Origin of the sequence: Cedecea sp. VD22 (assembly GCF_037150195.1) — a bacterium.
Classification (GTDB): Bacteria; Pseudomonadota; Gammaproteobacteria; order Enterobacterales; family Enterobacteriaceae; genus Cedecea.
Genome location: NZ_JBBCPX010000001.1, coordinates 498,262 through 516,690, shown reverse-complemented (window position 1 = coordinate 516,690; position 18,429 = coordinate 498,262). Strand labels below are relative to the sequence as shown.

Here is an 18,429-nt window from a genome sequence, read left to right as displayed (position 1 = left end):
GTTTTGCAAGGATGTGATTATTTAACATTGCACATTGAGCGTTGCAAGCAGGTCATAACGCACCGTTATGGTGCACCATTTTGGTGCGCAAAATGAGCCGGCAGGGTAGGGGTTAGTTTTACCGCGAAATCAGTGGACAAAACAATCATTCGTTAACGATTGTGTGAGGTGATTATTACATTTGATTAACTTTGGGCTATCAATTAATCGATGGCCTGCGCTGTTTTGGTGCAGGCTCCGCCCCCGGGCGGAGGAGGAGCCATAGAAAAATGCTCTGGTTACTCGATATTGGACTCAATGAACCACAGGAATTTGTCCAGATCGCGGGAAGCGGCGGTGAAAATATCTGCGGTATCTTCGTCTTTTGCTTCACCAATGGCTTTACGCACATCGTTCGCCACGATGGCATAGCGATCGGCCAGCTCTTTCAGGTGCTCCTGAACGGTGTGAATGTCCAGCGGATAGCTTTTCAGCGGAGTTTTGCTGTTGATCACCTGAGTGGTGCCCAACGCCACGCCGCCAAGCTGCACGGCACGTTCTGCCATGGTGTCCAGGTGCTCGGTCAGCGCCGTACGGAAGCCGTCCAGCATTTCGTGCACGGCAATAAAGTTAGCTCCGCGCATATTCCAGTGAGCCTGCTTGGTAATCAGCGACAAGTCGATGAACTGGACGACCTGGCGATTCAGCAGCTCGATAGTGGCTTTTTTCTCGCTGTCTTTTACATCATTGCGGGTATATAGCAGGTTTGTAGATTTAGTTTTTACCAGTTTAGCGGTACTCATAATCTTTCATCCTCTTGATGTTGGTGTCCCAATGAATTACCGGGGATAAGTATAGCACCACTTTTTTACTTTGCTGGTGAGGGTAATACCTATCAAACCGATAGTAAGAGAAAAATGGAAAAGATTAATTTGTTATTTAACAGCTGGTTATTGAGTGTTCTTAATTTATGTCAAAAATCATGAATAAATATGACGGCGAAAAGAAAATAATTCTTATTGAGTATTACAGTTGACGGGAATATAAGTGCTTGATTACGGATACATCATTTAATGCGGCAATTATCACCGCATTAAATGCAGGGCAACAGATTAATTTATGTCGACGTTTTTAATCTGTGCTTCGCGTTTCATGGTCAGCGTTGATCCCACCGATGCTGCGATGATGGAGAGCAGAGCCAGCCATTGTACCAGGGTCAGGTGCTCCCCGAGGAACAGCATACCTGACAGGGCCGCAAGGCCAGGCTCAAGGCTCATGAGTGTGCCAAAGGTGCGGGTAGGGAGTCGGGTTAACGCAATCATCTCCAGCGAATAAGGCAGCGCCGTGGAAAGCACGGCAATGGCCAGGCCGACGGGCAGCAGCGACCACTGCAGCAGCGAGCTGGTGGCTTCCCAGGCGCCCAGGGGGACAAAGATAATGGCAGCAATCAGAGAACCAAACGCGACCGTGGCGGGGCCGTGCTCAGCGCCCGCTTTTTGCCCGGCAATAATGTAGATAGCCCAGCAGGCACCGGCCCCGAGGGCGCAGGCAGCACCGGTCAAATCTACCTGGGAGATGTCCTGGCCGAGGGGAAGCAGGAACCACAGTCCGGCCACCGCCAGCACCACCCAGATAAAGTCCACGGCACGGCGTGAGCCAAAAAGCGCCACGGCAAGCGGCCCGGTAAACTCCAGCGCCACCGCGATGCCCAGCGGTACCGTGCGCAGAGAGACATAAAAGAGGTAATTCATGCTGCCCAGCGCCAGCCCATAAAACAGTAAAGGCAGGCGTTGCTCTGGCTTAAAACGCAGGCGCCAGGGTTTAAAAATCACCGCGAGAATAAGAGTGCCTAAAAACAGGCGCAGCGAAGTGACGCCCTGGGGACCGATTAGCGGGAATAATGATTTCGCCAGCGAGGCGCCGCTTTGAATCGAGGTCATGGCGATAAGTAAAACTACGATCGGTAGCCAGCGCGGCATATTACGGAAGGTTTGCGGCATCCTGTACCTTGTCAGTATTTGTCTATGTTTGGTCAAGAAAATAAAAGTCTGCCCAGTCTAAAGGATTAAGTTATGGCTGGTTGAACTTTCATTAAGAAAAATTCTCATGGCGTGGAGTACGATCCGGGGGCTTTTGTCAGTTTGTGTCAAAAATAATTCCAGAATTATCTGAATGACGATGTTATTAAAGGGATTAAAATTTGCCGTCGCGAAGCGGTATTTTCCTGATTTTTTAGTGATTTAGCATGTAGTGGAAATGTTATGTTACAGGAAAAAGATCGTTAGACAACACAATTGGCGAAGAGTTTCTGTCATGGTTTTGTTATATTTAAAACTTAGGACTTACTTGAAGCACATTTGAGGTGGATATTATGAAAAAAATTGCATGTCTTTCAGCTCTGGCCTGTGTTCTGGCCGTCTCCGTAGGTACCGCATCTGCAGCAACCAGCACCGTAACCGGTGGCTATGCTCAGAGCGATATGCAGGGCGTTGCTAACAAAGCTGGCGGTTTCAACCTGAAATACCGCTACGAAAATGATACCCCGCTGGGCTACATCGGCTCCTTCACCTACACCCAGAAAAGTGACACTTCTAACGACGTGTACACCAAAGGCCAGTACTACGGCATCACCGCTGGTCCTGCTTACCGCATCAACGACTGGGCAAGCATCTACGGTGTAGTGGGTGTTGGCTACGGTAAATTCCAGGCGACTCAATTCCCAGGCGCTCACGATTCCGTTAGCGACTACGGCTTCTCCTACGGTGCTGGCCTGCAGTTCAACCCAATCGAAAACGTTGCTCTGGACTTCTCCTACGAGCAGAGCCGTATTCGTAGCGTTGACGTTGGCACCTGGATCGCTGGCGTAGGCTACCGCTTCTAATATCCCTTTCGGGATAGAAATAAAAAATCCGCCCAAGTGGCGGATTTTTTTATCGGTTAACCGGCAAAAGTTAACGTGTCCTGGTCTCAAACATATCCGTCTGCAGATGAGTATAGTCCACTTTCTTCAGGTTGAAGTTGGTTATCCAGACGGGCCCGGCCTTTTGCTCGGAAATAAATTTGTACTTCGGCGTAAGCTCTTTCGCCTTAATCCCCGTCCACGCAGAGAAGAAGTTGAGGAAATCATTGGCGCTGCGGCGTGCTTTGATTAGCCGGTGCGCGGTGTCATCGCTCGACAACACCATAAATGGCACCTGGAAATTTTGCTGGAACTTATCGTCGTGCGCCAGATATTGCACGTCGGTGCCGCGCTCTTTGAACGCCAGGCCGTGGTCGGAGAAATAGACCATTGAGAAGCTGTTCCCGGTGTTTTGTAACTGCAGATAAAGCTGTTTTAGCAAGTCGTCGGTTTGCGTCATGCTGTAGAGATAGCAGGATGTCTCTTTAGATTGCACAAAATCTTTGTATTTCCCCTGAGTGCGATCGCAGGCCTGTGGGTGCGAACCCATCAAATGCAGCACAATCAGCTGCGGCGTGTTGCGCTGAGTAGCAAACACCTGGGCCGTCATTTTTAACAAAGCTTCATCGCGAGTGTTTTTATCCGCCTCAAAATCCCCATTTTTCAAAAACTGCACTTCGTCAGCGCGTTTGGCGATGCTGGCGATGGCGGTATCGTATTCGCCGATTTGGCCCTGGTTTGAGAACCACCAGGTCTGGAAGCCCGCGCGGTTTGCCAGGGTAACAAAATTGTCCTGATACTGGGGTTTGCCGTCCACGACCCGGTTCAGCGTCAGCCCCAGCGATTTTTGCGTTGAGCCGCTGGCGGAGACGTAGTCCATAAACAGATTGCCTTTGACCTGGCTTGCAAAGGGCGTGTTGTCCCAGTGGCCGCCAAAGGCTCCCAGCGCATCGCGGCGGGCGCTCTCGCCAATCACTACGACGTAGGTATGGTATTTAGGCTGCACCGACACTACGTTCCAGGAGTCTTTTTGCTGCGACAGTTCTTTCATGCGCGCCTGCTCCTCGATAACTTCGTGGTTGTTGACCACGACATCTTTCACGAAGCGCACCACCGGGTAGCCAGTATCTTTAAATTTAAACACGCCGCCGTAGGCTAGGTTGGTTACCGGCGTGACAAAAAAACAGACCACGCTGACGGCGAGACATAAGCTATCGAAATGACCCCAGGCGCGTTTTTCTTCACGTTTGCGGCGCAGCGCCATCACCCCAAGGGCGAGAATAAAGAGAGACACCACGTAGCTGTACCACGGGAAGATGGTCATGATTTCCGTGGATTCTTCAAAGTTGGTTGAATGCAGCGCCAGCAGAGTATTGAAGTTGGGCGAGCCGTAGGCCTGGCCGAACGGGAAGTACATGGCTGCCACGAGGCTGCAAAGCCCAAGCAGGATTTTCTGGACGCTGGGAGCGGTGCGCCACAGCAGCATAAGGACGCAGCTAAAGGCAATGGCGTAAAGCAGGCTGAAGGCATAGCCCAGCGCGAAGTTTATCAGCAGAGACTGCAGAAAATAGAAACCTGCCCACGGATTCAGCGCGATTCCGCGCGCAGTCAGGGTATCTTTAACCGTTACATTCATCTTTATTATGGTCTTGCAAAACGCCATGCGGTGACCCTGGCGATAAGGGCAGAGCCTGCCTGACAGACGGAAACGAAGGGGAATTGCACCGCATCTGCGAGCCGCTTCATGTGCAGGGCTGCAAGAAGATAGAGCCGTAAGATAAGAATATCAACTGATAACAGAGCGAGGTTTTGCGAAGCTGATTGCAAATCCGACAAATGATGGGGTTAAAGCTCGGCCAGAGTAGCCATTAACGGGGATTTTGCAGGGGAATTGTGACAAAAGGATGATCGTTCACGCGGAACGCTGAACAAAGTCGCCAGGCGGCGTGGCCTGGCGTTATTGTTGTTTTTCTTCTTTCTGCTGGGGTTTACCGGCAACCCAATCACAAATCATGTTCAGCAGCATTAAGCGTACCTGGAAGGGAGATTGTGTAAACACGTTGATGCACCTCTTAAATTCGTTCATAGCGTCCTCCTGTTAGCCGTGCGACCGTTTTTCCGTAAACAAGCCTGACTGCATTACATACAGGTATAGCACAGGCTATATTTTATAGCCATGGCTATTTCGTTAATTTTTTGTGGATGAGCAATGCTGGTTTACAATAAAGCCTTCCGTCGTCAGATGACGACGCCGCGCCACTGGAAGAGGAAGCACTATGAGCCGTCGGGCAGGGCAAAAGAACAGCGAAAAAGTGACGCCATTACCGAATATTGAAGAGCATGTTGAGGGCTTCAGGCAGGTACGCGAGGCGCACCGCCGCGAGTTAATTGATGATTATGTTGAGCTGATTTCGGATTTGATTCATGAAGTGGGTGAAGTTCGCCAGGTAGATATGGCGGCCCGGCTCGGCGTTTCCCAGCCGACGGTTGCCAAGATGCTAAAACGCCTGGCGTCCGTCGGGCTGATTGAGCAGATCCCATGGCGCGGCGTCTTTTTAACGCCGGAAGGTGAAAAACTGGCGCAGCAGAGCCGGGAACGGCACCAGATTGTTGAAAACTTCTTCCTCGCACTGGGCATCAGCCCGGAGACCGCGCGTATTGATGCCGAAGGTGTGGAACACCACGTCAGCGAAGAGACGCTGGAGGCTTTCCGCAAATTCAGCGCAGAGCGAGGCATCGGTTAAACATGCTGCTGCGTCTTGCGCAGCCGTTCCTGCGCGATCGATTCCTGCATTTATTGTTGTTAATCGGCGTCGCCCTGAGCCTGGCGGTGCCGTTCCGCCCGGCTTTATGGCCCGCCGCCATAGACTGGCACACCATTATTACCCTGGCCGGGCTGATGATGTTGACCAAGGGCGTCGAGCTGAGCGGTTATTTCGAGGTGCTGGGCCGCAAGATGGTGGCGCGGTTTGCCAACGAGCGGCAGCTGGCGCTGTTTATGGTTACGGCAGCGGCAGCACTGTCGACCTTCCTGACTAACGATGTCGCGCTGTTCATCATTGTGCCTCTCACCATCACGCTGAAAAAACTCTGCTCGGTGCCGGCCAGTAAGCTGATTATTTTTGAGGCGCTGGCGGTCAACGCCGGCTCTTTGCTCACGCCTGTCGGTAACCCGCAGAACATCTTACTGTGGGGGCATTCCGGGCTTTCTTTCGGCGCTTTCACCTGGCAGATGATGCCGCTGGCGCTGGCAATGACCGCCAGCTTGCTGGTGTTGGCGTGGCTTTGTTTCAAGCCAAAACCGCTGCGTTACCACGGCGAAGTGAATGACAGCCGCTGGCAGCCTAAGCTGGTCTGGTGCTGCCTGGCGTTTTACATCGTCTTTATTCTGGCCCTGGAGCTTAAGCTTGAGTTTTGGGGGCTGGGGCTGATTGCGCTTGGGTTCCTGGGGTTGGCGCGCAAAGTGCTGCTCAGTATCGACTGGAGCCTGCTGGTGGTATTTATGGTGATGTTTATTGATGTTCACCTCATCACCCAACTTCCGGTGCTGCAGCACTCGCTTCAGGGCGTGGCGCAACTCTCTCCTGGCGAGTTGTTTGGCCTGGGTATTTTGCTGTCACAATTCATCAGCAATGTGCCTGCCACCATTTTACTGCTGAACTATGTGCCAGCTTCGCTGCTGTTGGCCTTCGCGGTCAATATCGGCGGTTTTGGCCTGTTGCCGGGTTCGCTGGCGAACTTGATTGCCCTTCGTATGGCCAACGACCGTCGGATCTGGTGGCGGTTCCATCTCTATTCTCTCCCTATGTTGCTTTGGGCCGCGCTGGTCGGCTACGGCTTATTACTGCTTTTACGCTAGCGCCCACTCAGGCAGAAACAGGCAAGGAATGAGCAGAAATCCCCCATTCCAGAATCGTGCGCGACGCGTAAAACTGGCAGTCCGCACTCTTCCTTCCTGAAATCCTGAACATGAGGTACCGCTATGCGTTATAAAAAATTAGGAAATACCGGCCTGTTTGTTTCAGAGCTTTGCCTGGGCACCATGACTTTTGGTGGTGAAGACGGTATATGGGGAAAAATAGGCCAGCTCGCGCAAAATGATGCCGACAAGCTGGTTGGACGCGCGCTGGAGGCCGGGATTAACTTTATTGATACCGCCAATGTTTACTCCGGCGGGCGTTCGGAAATCATCACTGGCCAGGCGCTGAAAAACCTTAATGTGCCGCGTGAGAATGTGGTGGTGGCCACCAAAGCATTCGGCGAAACAGGTACCGCCGGGCCGAACTCTCGAGGTTCATCGCGTTTTCATCTGCTAAATAGCGTCACAGAGAGCCTGCAGCGGCTGCAGCTCGACTATATCGATCTGTACCAACTGCACGGTTTTGACCCCGCGACGCCGATAGAGGAAACGCTGCGGGCGCTGGATTCGCTGGTACAGCAGGGGCTGGTTCGCTACATAGGCGTTTCCAACTGGGCGGCCTGGCAAATCATGAAGGCACTCGGGATTTCCGAACGCCTGGGACTGGCACGTTTTGCCTCTCTGCAGGCTTATTACACCCTTGCCGGGCGCGATCTGGAGCGAGAGCTGGTGCCGATGATGCAAAGTGAAGGCGTCGGCCTGATGGTGTGGAGTCCGCTCGCGGGCGGGCTGCTCAGCGGCAAGTACGACCGCGACGGGAAAGCCGAAACCGGCAGCCGCCGCCTGGAGTTTGATTTTCCACCGGTAAACAGGGATCGCGCGTTTGATTGCGTGGATGTGATGCGTGATATCGCCGATGCCAAAGGCGTTTCCGTGGCGCAGATTGCGCTGGCCTGGCTGCTGCATCAGCAGGCAGTGACCACGGTCATCGTGGGCGCGAAGCGCATTGAGCAGCTTGAGGATAATATCGCTGCGACGGGGGTTCAGCTTAGCGCGGACGAGCTTGACAGGCTGAATGCGGTAAGTGAGCTGCCGCGCGAATATCCGGGCTGGATGCTTGAGCGGCAGGGTGAGTATCGCCGGGAACAGCTGAAGAATCAGTCATAAATCGGGAATAATTTAGCCCTCTCCCGGAGGGAGAGGGGGAAAACAAGCGATGCGATAAAGCTATCGTTTCAGCTTCAAATGCAGCAAAGGGAAAGGATTCCCTTCACCGTCGAGTTCAGACCGCCCGGTCCGGGCAAATCCCATATGCAGATAGAAGCCCACGCCCTGCGGATTCTGCTCATTCACATCTACCTCATCGACCTGCAAATGTTCAATGGCATAGTGCAGAAGCTGCTTGCCCACGCCCATGCCACGGCTTTCAGGCGAAACAAACAGCATTTCAATCCGATTTTCGTGGCAGCCGATAAAGCCCAGAGGCTCACCGGTTTTGCCAGCTGCCAGCTGCATCGGGATCTGTGGCATGTAGAGTTCGCGCACCTGGGGCTTTAACGCCCTGATATTTTCTTCAGGTAAAAAGTCATGCGTGGCGCGAACGGATGCTTCCCAGATTTCCGCCAGCGCATCAAAATCCGCCGGGTTTGCTTGTCTTATCGTTAACATTCTTGTTCCAAAGGTCGTTAGTTAAACGGCGCTTCTTTCTTCAGGATCTTGTCGATCACATCCAGCACGCCTTGTTGATTGCAGTGCCCTGCCTGGTAGCTGGCAATGCGTTTGATTTTGTCCGGGGCGTTGGCCATCGCAAACCCGTATTGCGCCTGAGTCAGCATCTCGATGTCGTTGCCGCCGTCGCCAAAGGTCACCACTTCGCTGTCCTGGATGCCCCATTTTTCCTGCAGGATTCGCAGGCCGTTAGCCTTATGGATCCCCGGAATAATCAGGTCGATAGAGCCGTGCCCGCTGGTGACCGGCACCATAATGCCTTCCAGCTCTGCGCCCAGGGCGTCCATAGTTTCATCGAGCTGGCTGTCCGGCAGGTTCAGGGCAAACTTGAAGAACACGTCGTCGAGGCCGGAGAAGTTTTCCACGTGCTCAAGGCGGTGATAGTACTTCGCCGCCAGCGCTTTAAAATCGTCACTATAGCCGTTGAGGGTATAACCGTTATGCTTGCCGCAGGCGATGATCTCCACGTGCGGCAGGGTCAGCAGGTGATCGACCACCGTGTTGAACTCTTGTCTGGTCAGCTCGCCGTTGAACAGATCTTCGCCTTCGCTGACCACCCAGCCGCCGTTATCGGCGACAAAAGAGATCTCGTGGGCAATCTCCGGGAAGAAGGAGATAAGCTGAAAATACTGGTTCCCGCTGGCCACCACAAAGCGGATGCCTTGCTCTTTCATCTGCTGATATTGCGCGGCAAAGCGTTCGCGGTTGTAGGTTTTTTCATCATTAAGAAAAGTGCCGTCCATGTCTACTGCAATCAGTTTGATGCTCATTGAACTCTCCATTATTCAGTTTCTAAAGTCTGGCCGGAAGATTGCCCCGGTTTGGCCACGGCGCGGGCGACCAGCGCCGCAATCACCATTAGCGTCAGCACAACTAGCATGGCCTGGCGCAGCCCGTAATGCTCGCCGAGGAAGCCCAGCAGCGGCGGCCCGACTAAAAAGGCGACATAGCCCGAAGCGGCAACGACGCTGACGCGGCTGGCCGGATCGGGGCCGGTATCACCCGCCGCTGAAATGGTCAGCGGGAAGCCTAAAGAGGTGCCCAACCCCCACAGAATCACCGACACGCCGGCAAGGAAGGCGTTGTCGACAAACACAATGGTGCCGATGCCAATAATGCCCATGATCGCACAGGCGCGGACCACAATAACCCGGCTGTAGCGGTCAATAAACCAGCCGCCGGTGAAGCGCCCGACCGTCATGCCGAGGGTAAAGCCTACGTAGATAAGCGACCCGGAAGTTGGGCTAAAGCCGTGCCCGTCCACCATCAGCAGCGGCAGCCAGTCGTTGGCCGAGCCTTCGGCAAAGGCCATCGCCAGCACGACAAAACCAATCAGCAATAGCTGAATATCTTTGTAAAACGGTCGGTGCGGCTCGTGGGCTTCGGTGTTCTCCGGGTTATCTTTGCCCACGCCGTGCGGCACGGCGATAAGCGCGATGGCAATCGGCGCAATGGTCAACAGACCAATCAGCAGCAGGTGCCCCCAGGACACGACGTTCCACGCGGTTAACGTCAGGCCAATCCCGGCGCCAACGAGCGTGCCGAGGCTAAAGAAGCCGTGCATCATCGGCAGCACAGTTTTCTTCATCAGGCTCTCGATAATGGCCCCTTCGACGTTCATAGCCACTTCTGATGAACCCATCCCGCTGCCGAGCAGCGCCAGGCCGAAGGCAAACAGCACCGGGGAGGCGAGGTACAGCGCGAAGCTCATCATTAACATTCCGGCGACCATCAGCGTCATGCCGCTGCGAATAATGGTACGGGTGCCAAAGCGTTTCACCAGCCAGCCGGAACAGAGAATACCGCCCATCGAGCCTATCGACAGGCCAAATAATACGATGCCCATCCCGGCCGTCGAGACGCTGAGCGTATCGCGGATGGCGGGCGTGCGTGTGGCCCAGGATGCCATCACCAGGCCCGGAAGGAAGAAGAAGGTGAATAACGCCCAGGTACGGAGCTGTAGGGCTTTTCTCTGCGAAACAGACATGAACAACAACCAGTGAAAGAGAAACAGGGGAGCAGACTAGCAAGCTTGTGTACATTTGTACACATCCCGGTATAGACTCTTTGTCATACTCTAAATTCAGGTAGGTAATGATGAGCAAAGCCCCGCGCCGTAATGACCCCGAACGTCGCTCGCGTATTTTGCAGGCGACGCTGGATATGGTGGTAAAGCACGGCATCAGCGATATCACGCACCGCAAAATTGCCGCTGAGGCTGGCGTTTCGCTGGGGTCAATGACCTACTATTTTGCTGGGATTGAATCGCTGCTTTGCGAAGCGTTTACCCTGTTCGCCCACCAGATGTCGGACAGCTACCGGGAGCGCATGCAGCAGGCCACCAATCGCGATGAGGCCTGCGAAGCGATTGTCGATATGATTTGCGGCGGCTGCGTGGCCACGCCGTATAACATGCAGGTGATGTACCAGCTTTATGCTTATGCCAGCTGTAATCCGCAGCTAAAAGATATCATGCAGGAGTGGATGATTCGCAGCCAGCAGGCGCTGGAGCCGTTTTTCGATCCGCTAACCGCCCGGGCGCTGGATGCTTTCCTGGAAGGCATGACGCTGCACTACGTCACCGATCGCGAACCGATGGGGCGCGATGATATGCGGGTGATGGTGCGCAGGATTGTAGGGACAGGGGATGCAAAATAAAGCGAGTGGAGGGGTTAGTAAGCGTTTGTTATTGATACCCTAAAAAATAAAAACCCATCAACCTTGAACCGAAAGCGGCGGGGTTGATGGGCTCCACAAATTGGGGACATCAAAGAAAAGCAGTGGCACTAATTCAGACTGACGCCCCGAAAGAAAGTTCGCTCAGGCATAAAAAAAAAGTATTTTTCTTTGTCTGTGGTTGCGATCACAAACCTGGCCATATCACAACAATTAATGTACCGGCCAGTGTTAACAACACGTTAGCGATGGCATAGGTGCCGGCGTACCCCAGCGCAGGAATGTTGCTGCGGGCGGTGTCGCTGATGATTTCCATCGCTGGCGCACAGGTTCTTGCCCCCATCATCGCGCCAAACAGCAGGGCGCGGTTCATTCGCAGCACATAGGCGCCGAACAGGAAGCAGATAATCACCGGCACCAGGCTCACGATAAGCCCGGAAATTAGCATCTGGCCGCCTACCGCACCGAGGCCGTTGCTGATGCCACTGCCGGCGCTCAAGCCAACCCCCGCCATAAACACCATCAGGCCGAACTCTTTCACCATATTTAGCGCCCCCTGCGGAATGTAGCCGAAGGTGGGGTGGTTGGCGCGCAGGAAGCCAAGCATGATGCCCGCAAACAACAGGCCAGCGGCGTTCCCGATGCCGAAGCTGAACGAGCTGAACTGGAAGGTGACCATGCCCACCATCAGGCCAATAACAAAGAAGGCGCAGAAGGCCAGCAGGTCGGTTATCTGGCTGTGAATGGAGATAAAGCCGATGCGCTCGGCAACGGTTTTCACGCGTCTGGCATCGCCGCTGACCTGCAGGACATCGCCTTTGTTCAGCACGATATTGTCGTCGATGGGCATTTCAATCTGGCTGCGGATCACGCGGTTCAGGAAGCAGCCGTGGTCGGTGAGCTTGAGCTGCGCCAGGCGACGGCCCACGGCATTGTGGTTTTTCACCACAATTTCTTCGGTGACGATGCGCATATCCAGCAGATCGCGATCGAAAACCTCTTTGCCGTTTCTGAAGCTTGGGTCGAGGCGCGAGTGAGAATCCGGGTAGCCCACCAGCGAGATTTCATCACCCATTTGCAGCACGGCATCGCCGTCCGGGTTAGCCAGAATGCCGTTGCGGCGAATACGTTCGATGTAGCAGCCGGTCTGGCGATAAATACCCAGTTCGCGCAGATTTTTACCGTCGGCCCAGGCAACCAGCTCAGGCCCGACGCGATAGGCGCGGATCACCGGGAGATAAACTTTGCGGCTCGCGTCGGTATCCAGACCGCGCTCGCGGGCAATTTGCTGGGCGCTGGTCTGCAGATCCTGATGCTGCAGCTTCGGCAAATAGCGAGCCCCCACGATCAGGCTGACCAGGCCAATCAGGTAGGTCAGGGCATAGCCGAGGCTCAGGTTATCCAGCGAGGTCGCAAGCTGCGCGGCGGGGATGCTTGAATGGCGCAGGGTATCGCCCGCGCCGACCAGTACGGGCGTGGAGGTCATGGCGCCGGCGAGCATACCGGCCGTCAGGCCAATGTCCCAGCCAAACAGTTTGCCCAGCCCCAGCGCAATCAGCAGGGCGCTGCCAACCATCACCAGGGCCAGCATCAGATAATTTTTGCCGTCGCGGAAGAAAATAGAAAAAAAGTTTGGCCCGGCTTCGACGCCTACGCAGAAAATGAACAGCATAAAACCCAGATTTAGCGCGTCGGTATTGATCGAGAAATGCTGTTGCCCGAGTAATAAAGAGACCACTAAAACACCAATGGAATTACCCAGTTGCACCGGACCGAGGCGTAATTTCCCCAGGCAAAGTCCGAGCGTTAGTACAACAAATAACAAAAGGATGTAATTCCCGTTTAACAAATCTGCGACGTTTATATTCACGAAGGCTAACTTCTTGTTTACCAGTAAGTTGTTGAAAGAGATAGAGTTATGCGCTAAGGTTTTGACGGTTCCGTCAGCGGCGACCGGCAAATTATCACGCATATAAATATCTCACGCGACGACCGAATTTCTGCCGCTAGTTTAATCTTTCTCTGTATCAGCGGCTAGTAAGAATATTGTGCTAAATGTGGCAATGCTTTATCGGCACGGATGGCCAGGCATTATCAAATCGGGTAAAGACGCTGCTGAATTTTCCGGCAGGGTATTTTCGAGCAAAAGCAGATGTCAGGAGGTAAAATGCACAGACGTGCGCAAAAGTGGTTAGGAATTACCTGCTGCTTCGTGCTCTTTATTCTGGTTTTTCTTTCTCTGCGCCTGAACGTGATGGGGCGGTTTATTGCCACCGGGCACTATGAGCTTGGGCTGCTGTTTTTCCTTCTCCCGGGTGCCGTGGCCAGCTTCTTTTCCCAAGGCGATCGAGTGGTCAAACCGCTGGTGGGAGCGATGCTTGCTTCGCCGTTCTGCCTGTTGATTGCCCACCTGTTTTTCCCCGTCACACGCTCGTTCTGGCAAGAAATGGCCTGGCTACTGAGCGCTGTCTTCTGGTCGTCCCTCGGTTCGCTGTGTTATCTGCTATTTTTTATGTGTAAGAACCGGAGTCGTACGCATAAAAAAACCGACTACTGAGAGTCGGTTTTCTGCATTCGTAAAGTTTACTGCGCGGTCTGGAACAGGTTCAGATGTTCTTTCGCGTAAGCTTCAAAATCGGTGCAGCCACCAATGTGCTTCTGATCCAGGAAGATCTGCGGCACGGTTTCAACCGGTTTACCCACGGTTTTTTCCAGATCAGCTTTGGTGATGCCTTCTGCGTGGATGTCAACATAGCGGAAGTTGAAGTCATCACGCTCGGCGGTCAGTTTCTCAGCCAGTTCTTTAGCGCGAACACAATATGGGCAGCCAGGGCGTCCAAAAATTACTGCAAACATGCTCTCTCCTCAGTTTTTATGGCCGATACGAACCGGCGAATGCGCTTATAATGCCGATATCCGTCACATTTTTAAAGAAGGTCGTGCCTGTTAGTTCGATGCCCGTAGGCTATCTCCTTTCAGTGGGAGGGGCGCGGACTCGATGATAGCTGGCCTGAACGCAGGAGGTGCCGCTATGCGCGCGGTCGGATCGTTACCCAAATCGGTGATTGTGCTGGAAGCGGTGGGGATAGGTTTTTTGGCGCTAGCTTTTCTCTCGCTGCAGGGATACCTGACGCTGCCCGCACCTGTGGCCACTGCAACGGCGGCCATAGTCATGGTATTTATTGGCCTTGGGCTGATGCTGCCGGCGGCAATCATCATGACGTGGCATATTGCTAAACGTCTTGCTCCGCAGCTGATGCAGCCTGATTCTGCTTCAAAACTCTCTGATATAAAAAAGCCAAAGGAAAATCGCGATGACGCCGACCATTGATCTGCTTCGTGCCCACCGTTCCATTCGTCATTTTACCGGGGAACCTATTACCGACGAGCAGCGCGAAGCCATTATTGCCAGTGCACAGGCAGCTTCTACTTCCAGCTTCCTTCAGTGCAGTTCAATCATTCGCATCACGGATAAAGCGCTGCGCGAGCAGCTGGTGCCGCTGACCGGCGGGCAAAAGCATGTGGCGGAAGCCGCCGAGTTTTGGGTGTTCTGCGCCGACTTTAACCGCAATCTTCAAATCTGCCCGGACGCCCAGCTTGGGCTGGCGGAACAGCTGCTGCTTGGTGCGGTCGATACCGCGATTCTGGCGCAGAATGCGTTTACCGCCGCAGAATCGCTGGGGTTGGGCGGGGTCTATATTGGCGGCATCCGCAACAACATTGAAGCGGTGGGAGAGCTGTTGGACGTGCCGAAATACGTGTTACCGCTGTTTGGCCTTTGCCTGGGCTGGCCTGCTGCCACGCCGGATATCAAGCCGCGTATGCCCGCTGCGATGCTGGTGCATGAAAACCGCTATCAGCCGCTGAACAGGCCGCTGCTGGACGAGTACGACGAGCAGCTGGCGCAGTATTATTTGAGCCGGGACAGCAATACACGGCGCGACACCTGGAGCGACCACATCAGCCGTACCATCATTAAAGAAAGCCGGCCTTTCATTCTGGATTACCTGCACAAGCAGGGCTGGGCGACACGCTGATTCACGCGGCTGCCAGGCCATCAAATCGGCGATCGATACATTTTCAGTATTAATCGTGGCCTCAAACGGTATTGGTTTCATCCGTCGGTGAGTCGTTATAACTGCTGAAGTTATAACGACAATCTGTCAAGGAACCTTCTATGCCAACCTCTGCTTTTGATAATTCGCCTTTCTACGCCGCCGACATTATTCGCGCCCGCATTAACGGTCTGGTACCCCGCATCGCTTTTATTCTGGGCTCCGGGCTGGGGGAGTTGGCGGAAAAAATCGACTCCCCTGTAACATTTTCCTACGAAGAGCTGCCCGGGTTTCCCGTCAGCACTGTCCACGGCCATGCGGGCGAACTGGTTGTCGGCACGCTGGCTGGCGTGCCTGTAGCCTGTATGAAAGGGCGGGGGCACTTTTATGAAGGGCGTGGAATGTCGGTGATGACCAGCGCAATTCGCACTTTTAAGCTACTGGGATGCGAAATACTGTTTTCTACCAACGCCGCCGGTTCTCTGCGCCCGGAAGTGGAACCTGGAAGCCTGGTGGCACTCAGCGATCATATTAATACGATGCCGGGCACGCCGACCGTTGGGCCAAATGATGAGCGGTTTGGTGAGCGCTTTTTCTCGCTGGCAAACGCCTATGATGCCGACTATCGCGCCGTACTACAGCAGGTTGCACATGAGCAGGGGTTCCCGCTGCACGAGGGAGTATTTGTTTCTTATCCAGGGCCAAACTTCGAAACCGCAGCGGAAATTCGCATGATGCAAATCATTGGCGGCCACGTGGTGGGGATGTCGGTTGTGCCGGAGGTGATCAGCGCCCGCCATTGCGGCCTGAAGGTGGTTGCCGTCTCGGCGATTACCAACCTTGCCGAAGGGCTGGGGAGTATTCAGCTTTCCCATGAACAGACGCTGAAAGCGGCTGCGCTGTCGCGGCAGAACTTCATTAACCTGATTTGCGGCTTCCTCGGCAAACTGGCCTGATCCTCACTGAGCAAGGCAGGGAAAACAGATGGCGATTAAACTCCGCTTAAAAATCATGCTGTTTTTACAGTACTTCATCTGGGGGGCGTGGCTGGTCACTTTGGGATCTTACATGATCAATACGCTCGGCTTTAAGGGGGCAGATGTTGGCATGGTTTACAGTACCAAAGGGCTTGCGGCGCTGCTGATGCCGGGTCTTATCGGAATTGTGGCCGATAAATGGCTCCCGGCCAATCGGGTGTACTCTCTCTGCCATCTGGTGGGGGCGGGGATGCTGGTCTGGGCGGCCAGCATCGACCAGCCGGGGTTGATGTTTTGGGCAATGCTGGGTAATGCCCTGGCCTTTATGCCGACCATTGCGCTGTCCAATACGGTGTCTTACGCCTGCCTGGAAAAAAACGGACTGGATACGGTGACGCATTTCCCGCCTGTGAGGGTGTTCGGTACCGTGGGCTTTATTGCGGCGATGTGGACCGTTAGCCTGATGTGCATAGAGCTGAGCAGCATACAACTCTATATTGCCGCAGGGGCTTCCGGTCTGCTGGCGCTGTATGCGCTCACATTGCCGACTATCCCGGTGATAAAAAGCCAGGCCACGCGCAGCTGGGTGAGCCGCCTGGGGCTGGACGCGTTTGTGCTGTTCAAAAAGCCACAAATGGCGGTTTTTTTCCTGTTCGCCATGCTGCTTGGGGCGGTGCTGCAAATCACCAATACTTTCGGTAACCCTTTCCTGCATGATTTTGCCCGTCAGCCTGAGTTTGCCAGCAGCTTTGTGGTGCAGTATCCCTCGATTTTGCTGTCCGTCTCGCAGATGTCGGAAGTGGTCTTTATTTTGACGATCCCTTTCTTCCTGCGGCGTTTTGGCATTAAACAGGTCATGCTGATGAGCATGGTCGCCTGGGTGCTGCGCTTTGCGCTGTTCGCCTGGGGCGATCCTTCTGTCTTTGGTTTTGTGCTGCTGTTGCTGTCGATGGTGGTGTACGGCTGCGCCTTTGATTTCTTTAATATCTCTGGCTCCGTGTTTGTTGAGCAAGAGGTGGAGTCACGTATTCGCGCCAGCGCTCAAGGGCTGTTTATGACGATGGTGAACGGGGTTGGGGCGTATTTCGGGGCGATTGTCAGCGGTTATGTGGTGGATTATTTCACCACCGATGGCGCCAAAGACTGGCCGACTATCTGGCTGGTTTTTGCTGGCTATGCGCTGGTGCTTGCCGTCGTCTTCCACTTTAGCTTCCACTATCGCCACCGTCAGCAGAGTGATTCTTCGGCATCGCTCGCACATTAAGGCTCCTGGCCTTACAGCAAGCGTAAGCGATGGTAATTTATGAGGCTTGCCACTCAGGGAGCCTCATGAATACATCTCAGCGTATCTATCGCACCGATCTTAAGCTGCTGCGCTATTTTCAGGCCGTAGCCGAGGAGCTGCACTTTGGCCGGGCCGCCGCGCGGCTGAACATGTCGCAGCCTCCCCTGAGCTTTCATATCAAAGAACTGGAAGCTCAGCTGGGGACGGTACTGTTTATCCGCCATTCCCGGCACGTGGCGCTGACTCACGCAGGCGAAGTCCTGCTGGAAGAGACAAAACAGCTGCTGAACAACGCAAGCCTTGCGCTGGCCAGGGTTGAGCAGATTGGCCGTGGTGAAGGCGGTCGAATTCAGCTAGGGATTGTTGGCACCGCTATTTGGGGTGGGCTGCGGCTTGGGCTACAGCGGTTTATTGCTGACTATCCCGCCATTGATGTGACCTTCCGCGAAAAGTCCCCGGGGGATCAGCTTGCTTTGCTTGAACGTCACGAGATTGATGCCGGGATCTGGCGGATGGAAACCAGCCCGCCCGGTGGCCTTAAGAGCGAAAAGTTGCATGAGGCGACATTTATGGTCGCGCTGCCGGAGCAGCACCCGCTAGCCCTGCAGCAAACGGTGGACATTACCCAACTGCGGCATGAAGCGTTCGTGACGATGACCGCCATTCACTCTGACTGGACTTTCCTGCAACGTGTTTGCCGTGAAGCTGGTTTTACCCCGAGGGTTGTCCGTGAGGCGGTGGAGCCGCAAACCGTCCTGGCGCTGGTGAGCATTGGTTTTGGGCTAACCATCATCGCCGACAGCTACGCACAGATGAACTGGCCTGGCGTGGTGTTTCGCCCCCCGGCGAGGCCGATACCCGCCGACCTGTATGCCGTTTTTGATCCCGTCCATCTCACCTCGACCACAAAGCAATTAATTGAGGCACTTAAGATGTCTCCCACCGATTAGTCCGTCGTTGAAAGGTGAAGG

The 18,429-nt window shown here is 54.2% G+C and carries 20 protein-coding genes; 11 read left to right on the top strand and 9 right to left on the bottom strand.

The genetic code is table 11. From position 1 onward, the window contains the following. Positions 1-278: 278 nt before the first annotated feature. The gene (gene dps, locus WFK85_RS02515) at positions 279-782 is read right to left on the bottom strand and encodes a DNA starvation/stationary phase protection protein Dps (RefSeq protein WP_039301421.1); all 504 of its coding nucleotides are present in this window, start codon (positions 780-782) and stop codon (positions 279-281) included. Positions 783-1,091: 309 nt separating this feature from the next. Then, entirely contained in the window at positions 1,092-1,979 is an 888-nt protein-coding gene (rhtA, locus tag WFK85_RS02510; RefSeq protein WP_336708559.1) for a threonine/homoserine exporter RhtA, read from the bottom strand. Positions 1,980-2,350: 371 nt separating this feature from the next. On the opposite strand from rhtA, the gene ompX reads away from it, so the two are divergent. Further along, complete coding sequence (gene ompX / locus WFK85_RS02505) at positions 2,351-2,860, top strand: outer membrane protein OmpX (protein ID WP_008461031.1); 510 nt, start codon at positions 2,351-2,353, stop codon at positions 2,858-2,860. 70 nt (positions 2,861-2,930) lie between these two features. Here the strand turns inward: ompX and WFK85_RS02500 are convergent, their stop codons facing one another. Next, entirely contained in the window at positions 2,931-4,514 is a 1,584-nt protein-coding gene (locus WFK85_RS02500) for a sulfatase-like hydrolase/transferase (RefSeq protein ID WP_166995441.1), read from the bottom strand. 321 nt (positions 4,515-4,835) lie between these two features. Next, complete coding sequence (gene mntS, locus WFK85_RS02495; RefSeq protein ID WP_008461033.1) at positions 4,836-4,964, bottom strand: manganase accumulation protein MntS; 129 nt, start codon at positions 4,962-4,964, stop codon at positions 4,836-4,838. Between the two features lie 190 nt (positions 4,965-5,154). Here mntS and mntR point away from each other — a divergent pair, with 190 nt between their 5' ends. From mntR to WFK85_RS02480, 3 genes are all read left to right on the top strand, one after another. Beyond that, entirely contained in the window at positions 5,155-5,622 is a 468-nt protein-coding gene (mntR, locus tag WFK85_RS02490; protein WP_008461034.1) for a manganese-binding transcriptional regulator MntR, read from the top strand. Between the two features lie 2 nt (positions 5,623-5,624). Then, a complete protein-coding gene (locus WFK85_RS02485) occupies positions 5,625-6,737 on the top strand; it encodes an SLC13 family permease (protein WP_336708557.1) in 1,113 nt (370 codons plus the stop codon). Positions 6,738-6,860: 123 nt separating this feature from the next. After that, the gene (locus WFK85_RS02480; protein WP_336708556.1) at positions 6,861-7,904 is read left to right on the top strand and encodes an aldo/keto reductase; all 1,044 of its coding nucleotides are present in this window, start codon (positions 6,861-6,863) and stop codon (positions 7,902-7,904) included. A 60-nt stretch (positions 7,905-7,964) separates the two neighbouring features. Here WFK85_RS02480 and WFK85_RS02475 read toward each other — a convergent pair whose 3' ends face one another. From WFK85_RS02475 to WFK85_RS02465, 3 genes are read right to left on the bottom strand one after another with little or no spacing between them, the layout of a single operon-like run. Next, entirely contained in the window at positions 7,965-8,405 is a 441-nt protein-coding gene (locus WFK85_RS02475) for an acetyltransferase (RefSeq protein WP_166995445.1), read from the bottom strand. 17 nt (positions 8,406-8,422) lie between these two features. Then, a complete protein-coding gene (locus tag WFK85_RS02470; RefSeq protein ID WP_166995447.1) occupies positions 8,423-9,235 on the bottom strand; it encodes a Cof-type HAD-IIB family hydrolase in 813 nt (270 codons plus the stop codon). Between the two features lie 11 nt (positions 9,236-9,246). Next, entirely contained in the window at positions 9,247-10,452 is a 1,206-nt protein-coding gene (locus WFK85_RS02465; protein ID WP_008461044.1) for an MFS transporter, read from the bottom strand. Positions 10,453-10,562: 110 nt separating this feature from the next. Here WFK85_RS02465 and WFK85_RS02460 point away from each other — a divergent pair, with 110 nt between their 5' ends. Then, a complete protein-coding gene (locus WFK85_RS02460) occupies positions 10,563-11,123 on the top strand; it encodes a TetR/AcrR family transcriptional regulator (protein WP_008461046.1) in 561 nt (186 codons plus the stop codon). Positions 11,124-11,328: 205 nt separating this feature from the next. Here WFK85_RS02460 and WFK85_RS02455 read toward each other — a convergent pair whose 3' ends face one another. After that, a complete protein-coding gene (locus WFK85_RS02455) occupies positions 11,329-13,011 on the bottom strand; it encodes an aspartate:alanine antiporter (RefSeq protein WP_008461047.1) in 1,683 nt (560 codons plus the stop codon). Between the two features lie 297 nt (positions 13,012-13,308). On the opposite strand from WFK85_RS02455, the gene ybjM reads away from it, so the two are divergent. After that, positions 13,309-13,698, top strand: a complete 390-nt coding sequence (ybjM, locus tag WFK85_RS02450) for an inner membrane protein YbjM (protein WP_336708553.1) — start codon at positions 13,309-13,311, stop codon at positions 13,696-13,698. Positions 13,699-13,724: 26 nt separating this feature from the next. On the opposite strand, the gene WFK85_RS02445 is transcribed toward ybjM, so the two are convergent. Beyond that, complete coding sequence (locus WFK85_RS02445) at positions 13,725-13,997, bottom strand: GrxA family glutaredoxin (protein WP_008461049.1); 273 nt, start codon at positions 13,995-13,997, stop codon at positions 13,725-13,727. 175 nt (positions 13,998-14,172) lie between these two features. Here WFK85_RS02445 and WFK85_RS02440 point away from each other — a divergent pair, with 175 nt between their 5' ends. From WFK85_RS02440 to WFK85_RS02420, 5 genes are all read left to right on the top strand, one after another. Beyond that, positions 14,173-14,472: a YbjC family protein gene (locus tag WFK85_RS02440; protein WP_008461051.1), complete on the top strand. Its 300-nt coding sequence runs from the start codon at positions 14,173-14,175 to the stop codon at positions 14,470-14,472. Next, the gene (gene nfsA / locus WFK85_RS02435; RefSeq protein WP_336708550.1) at positions 14,456-15,178 is read left to right on the top strand and encodes an oxygen-insensitive NADPH nitroreductase; all 723 of its coding nucleotides are present in this window, start codon (positions 14,456-14,458) and stop codon (positions 15,176-15,178) included. Before WFK85_RS02440 ends, nfsA begins: the two co-directional genes overlap by 17 nt. A 140-nt stretch (positions 15,179-15,318) precedes the next feature. Next, complete coding sequence (gene xapA, locus WFK85_RS02430) at positions 15,319-16,152, top strand: xanthosine phosphorylase (RefSeq protein ID WP_336708549.1); 834 nt, start codon at positions 15,319-15,321, stop codon at positions 16,150-16,152. A 28-nt stretch (positions 16,153-16,180) separates the two neighbouring features. Beyond that, entirely contained in the window at positions 16,181-17,437 is a 1,257-nt protein-coding gene (locus WFK85_RS02425; protein WP_336708547.1) for a nucleoside permease, read from the top strand. Between the two features lie 65 nt (positions 17,438-17,502). Continuing rightward, positions 17,503-18,408: a LysR family transcriptional regulator gene (locus WFK85_RS02420; protein WP_336708544.1), complete on the top strand. Its 906-nt coding sequence runs from the start codon at positions 17,503-17,505 to the stop codon at positions 18,406-18,408. The last annotated feature ends 21 nt before the right edge of the window (positions 18,409-18,429 follow it).

Coding starts and splice junctions, on each gene's coding strand:
- dps (WP_039301421.1), bottom strand. CDS start 782: ATGAGTACCGCTAAACTGGTAAAAACTAAATCTACAAACCTGCTATAT.
- rhtA (WP_336708559.1), bottom strand. CDS start 1,979: ATGCCGCAAACCTTCCGTAATATGCCGCGCTGGCTACCGATCGTAGTT.
- ompX (WP_008461031.1), top strand. CDS start 2,351: ATGAAAAAAATTGCATGTCTTTCAGCTCTGGCCTGTGTTCTGGCCGTC.
- WFK85_RS02500 (WP_166995441.1), bottom strand. CDS start 4,514: ATGAATGTAACGGTTAAAGATACCCTGACTGCGCGCGGAATCGCGCTG.
- mntS (WP_008461033.1), bottom strand. CDS start 4,964: ATGAACGAATTTAAGAGGTGCATCAACGTGTTTACACAATCTCCCTTC.
- mntR (WP_008461034.1), top strand. CDS start 5,155: ATGAGCCGTCGGGCAGGGCAAAAGAACAGCGAAAAAGTGACGCCATTA.
- WFK85_RS02485 (WP_336708557.1), top strand. CDS start 5,625: ATGCTGCTGCGTCTTGCGCAGCCGTTCCTGCGCGATCGATTCCTGCAT.
- WFK85_RS02480 (WP_336708556.1), top strand. CDS start 6,861: ATGCGTTATAAAAAATTAGGAAATACCGGCCTGTTTGTTTCAGAGCTT.
- WFK85_RS02475 (WP_166995445.1), bottom strand. CDS start 8,405: ATGTTAACGATAAGACAAGCAAACCCGGCGGATTTTGATGCGCTGGCG.
- WFK85_RS02470 (WP_166995447.1), bottom strand. CDS start 9,235: ATGAGCATCAAACTGATTGCAGTAGACATGGACGGCACTTTTCTTAAT.
- WFK85_RS02465 (WP_008461044.1), bottom strand. CDS start 10,452: ATGTCTGTTTCGCAGAGAAAAGCCCTACAGCTCCGTACCTGGGCGTTA.
- WFK85_RS02460 (WP_008461046.1), top strand. CDS start 10,563: ATGAGCAAAGCCCCGCGCCGTAATGACCCCGAACGTCGCTCGCGTATT.
- ybjM (WP_336708553.1), top strand. CDS start 13,309: ATGCACAGACGTGCGCAAAAGTGGTTAGGAATTACCTGCTGCTTCGTG.
- WFK85_RS02445 (WP_008461049.1), bottom strand. CDS start 13,997: ATGTTTGCAGTAATTTTTGGACGCCCTGGCTGCCCATATTGTGTTCGC.
- WFK85_RS02440 (WP_008461051.1), top strand. CDS start 14,173: ATGCGCGCGGTCGGATCGTTACCCAAATCGGTGATTGTGCTGGAAGCG.
- nfsA (WP_336708550.1), top strand. CDS start 14,456: ATGACGCCGACCATTGATCTGCTTCGTGCCCACCGTTCCATTCGTCAT.
- xapA (WP_336708549.1), top strand. CDS start 15,319: ATGCCAACCTCTGCTTTTGATAATTCGCCTTTCTACGCCGCCGACATT.
- WFK85_RS02425 (WP_336708547.1), top strand. CDS start 16,181: ATGGCGATTAAACTCCGCTTAAAAATCATGCTGTTTTTACAGTACTTC.
- WFK85_RS02420 (WP_336708544.1), top strand. CDS start 17,503: ATGAATACATCTCAGCGTATCTATCGCACCGATCTTAAGCTGCTGCGC.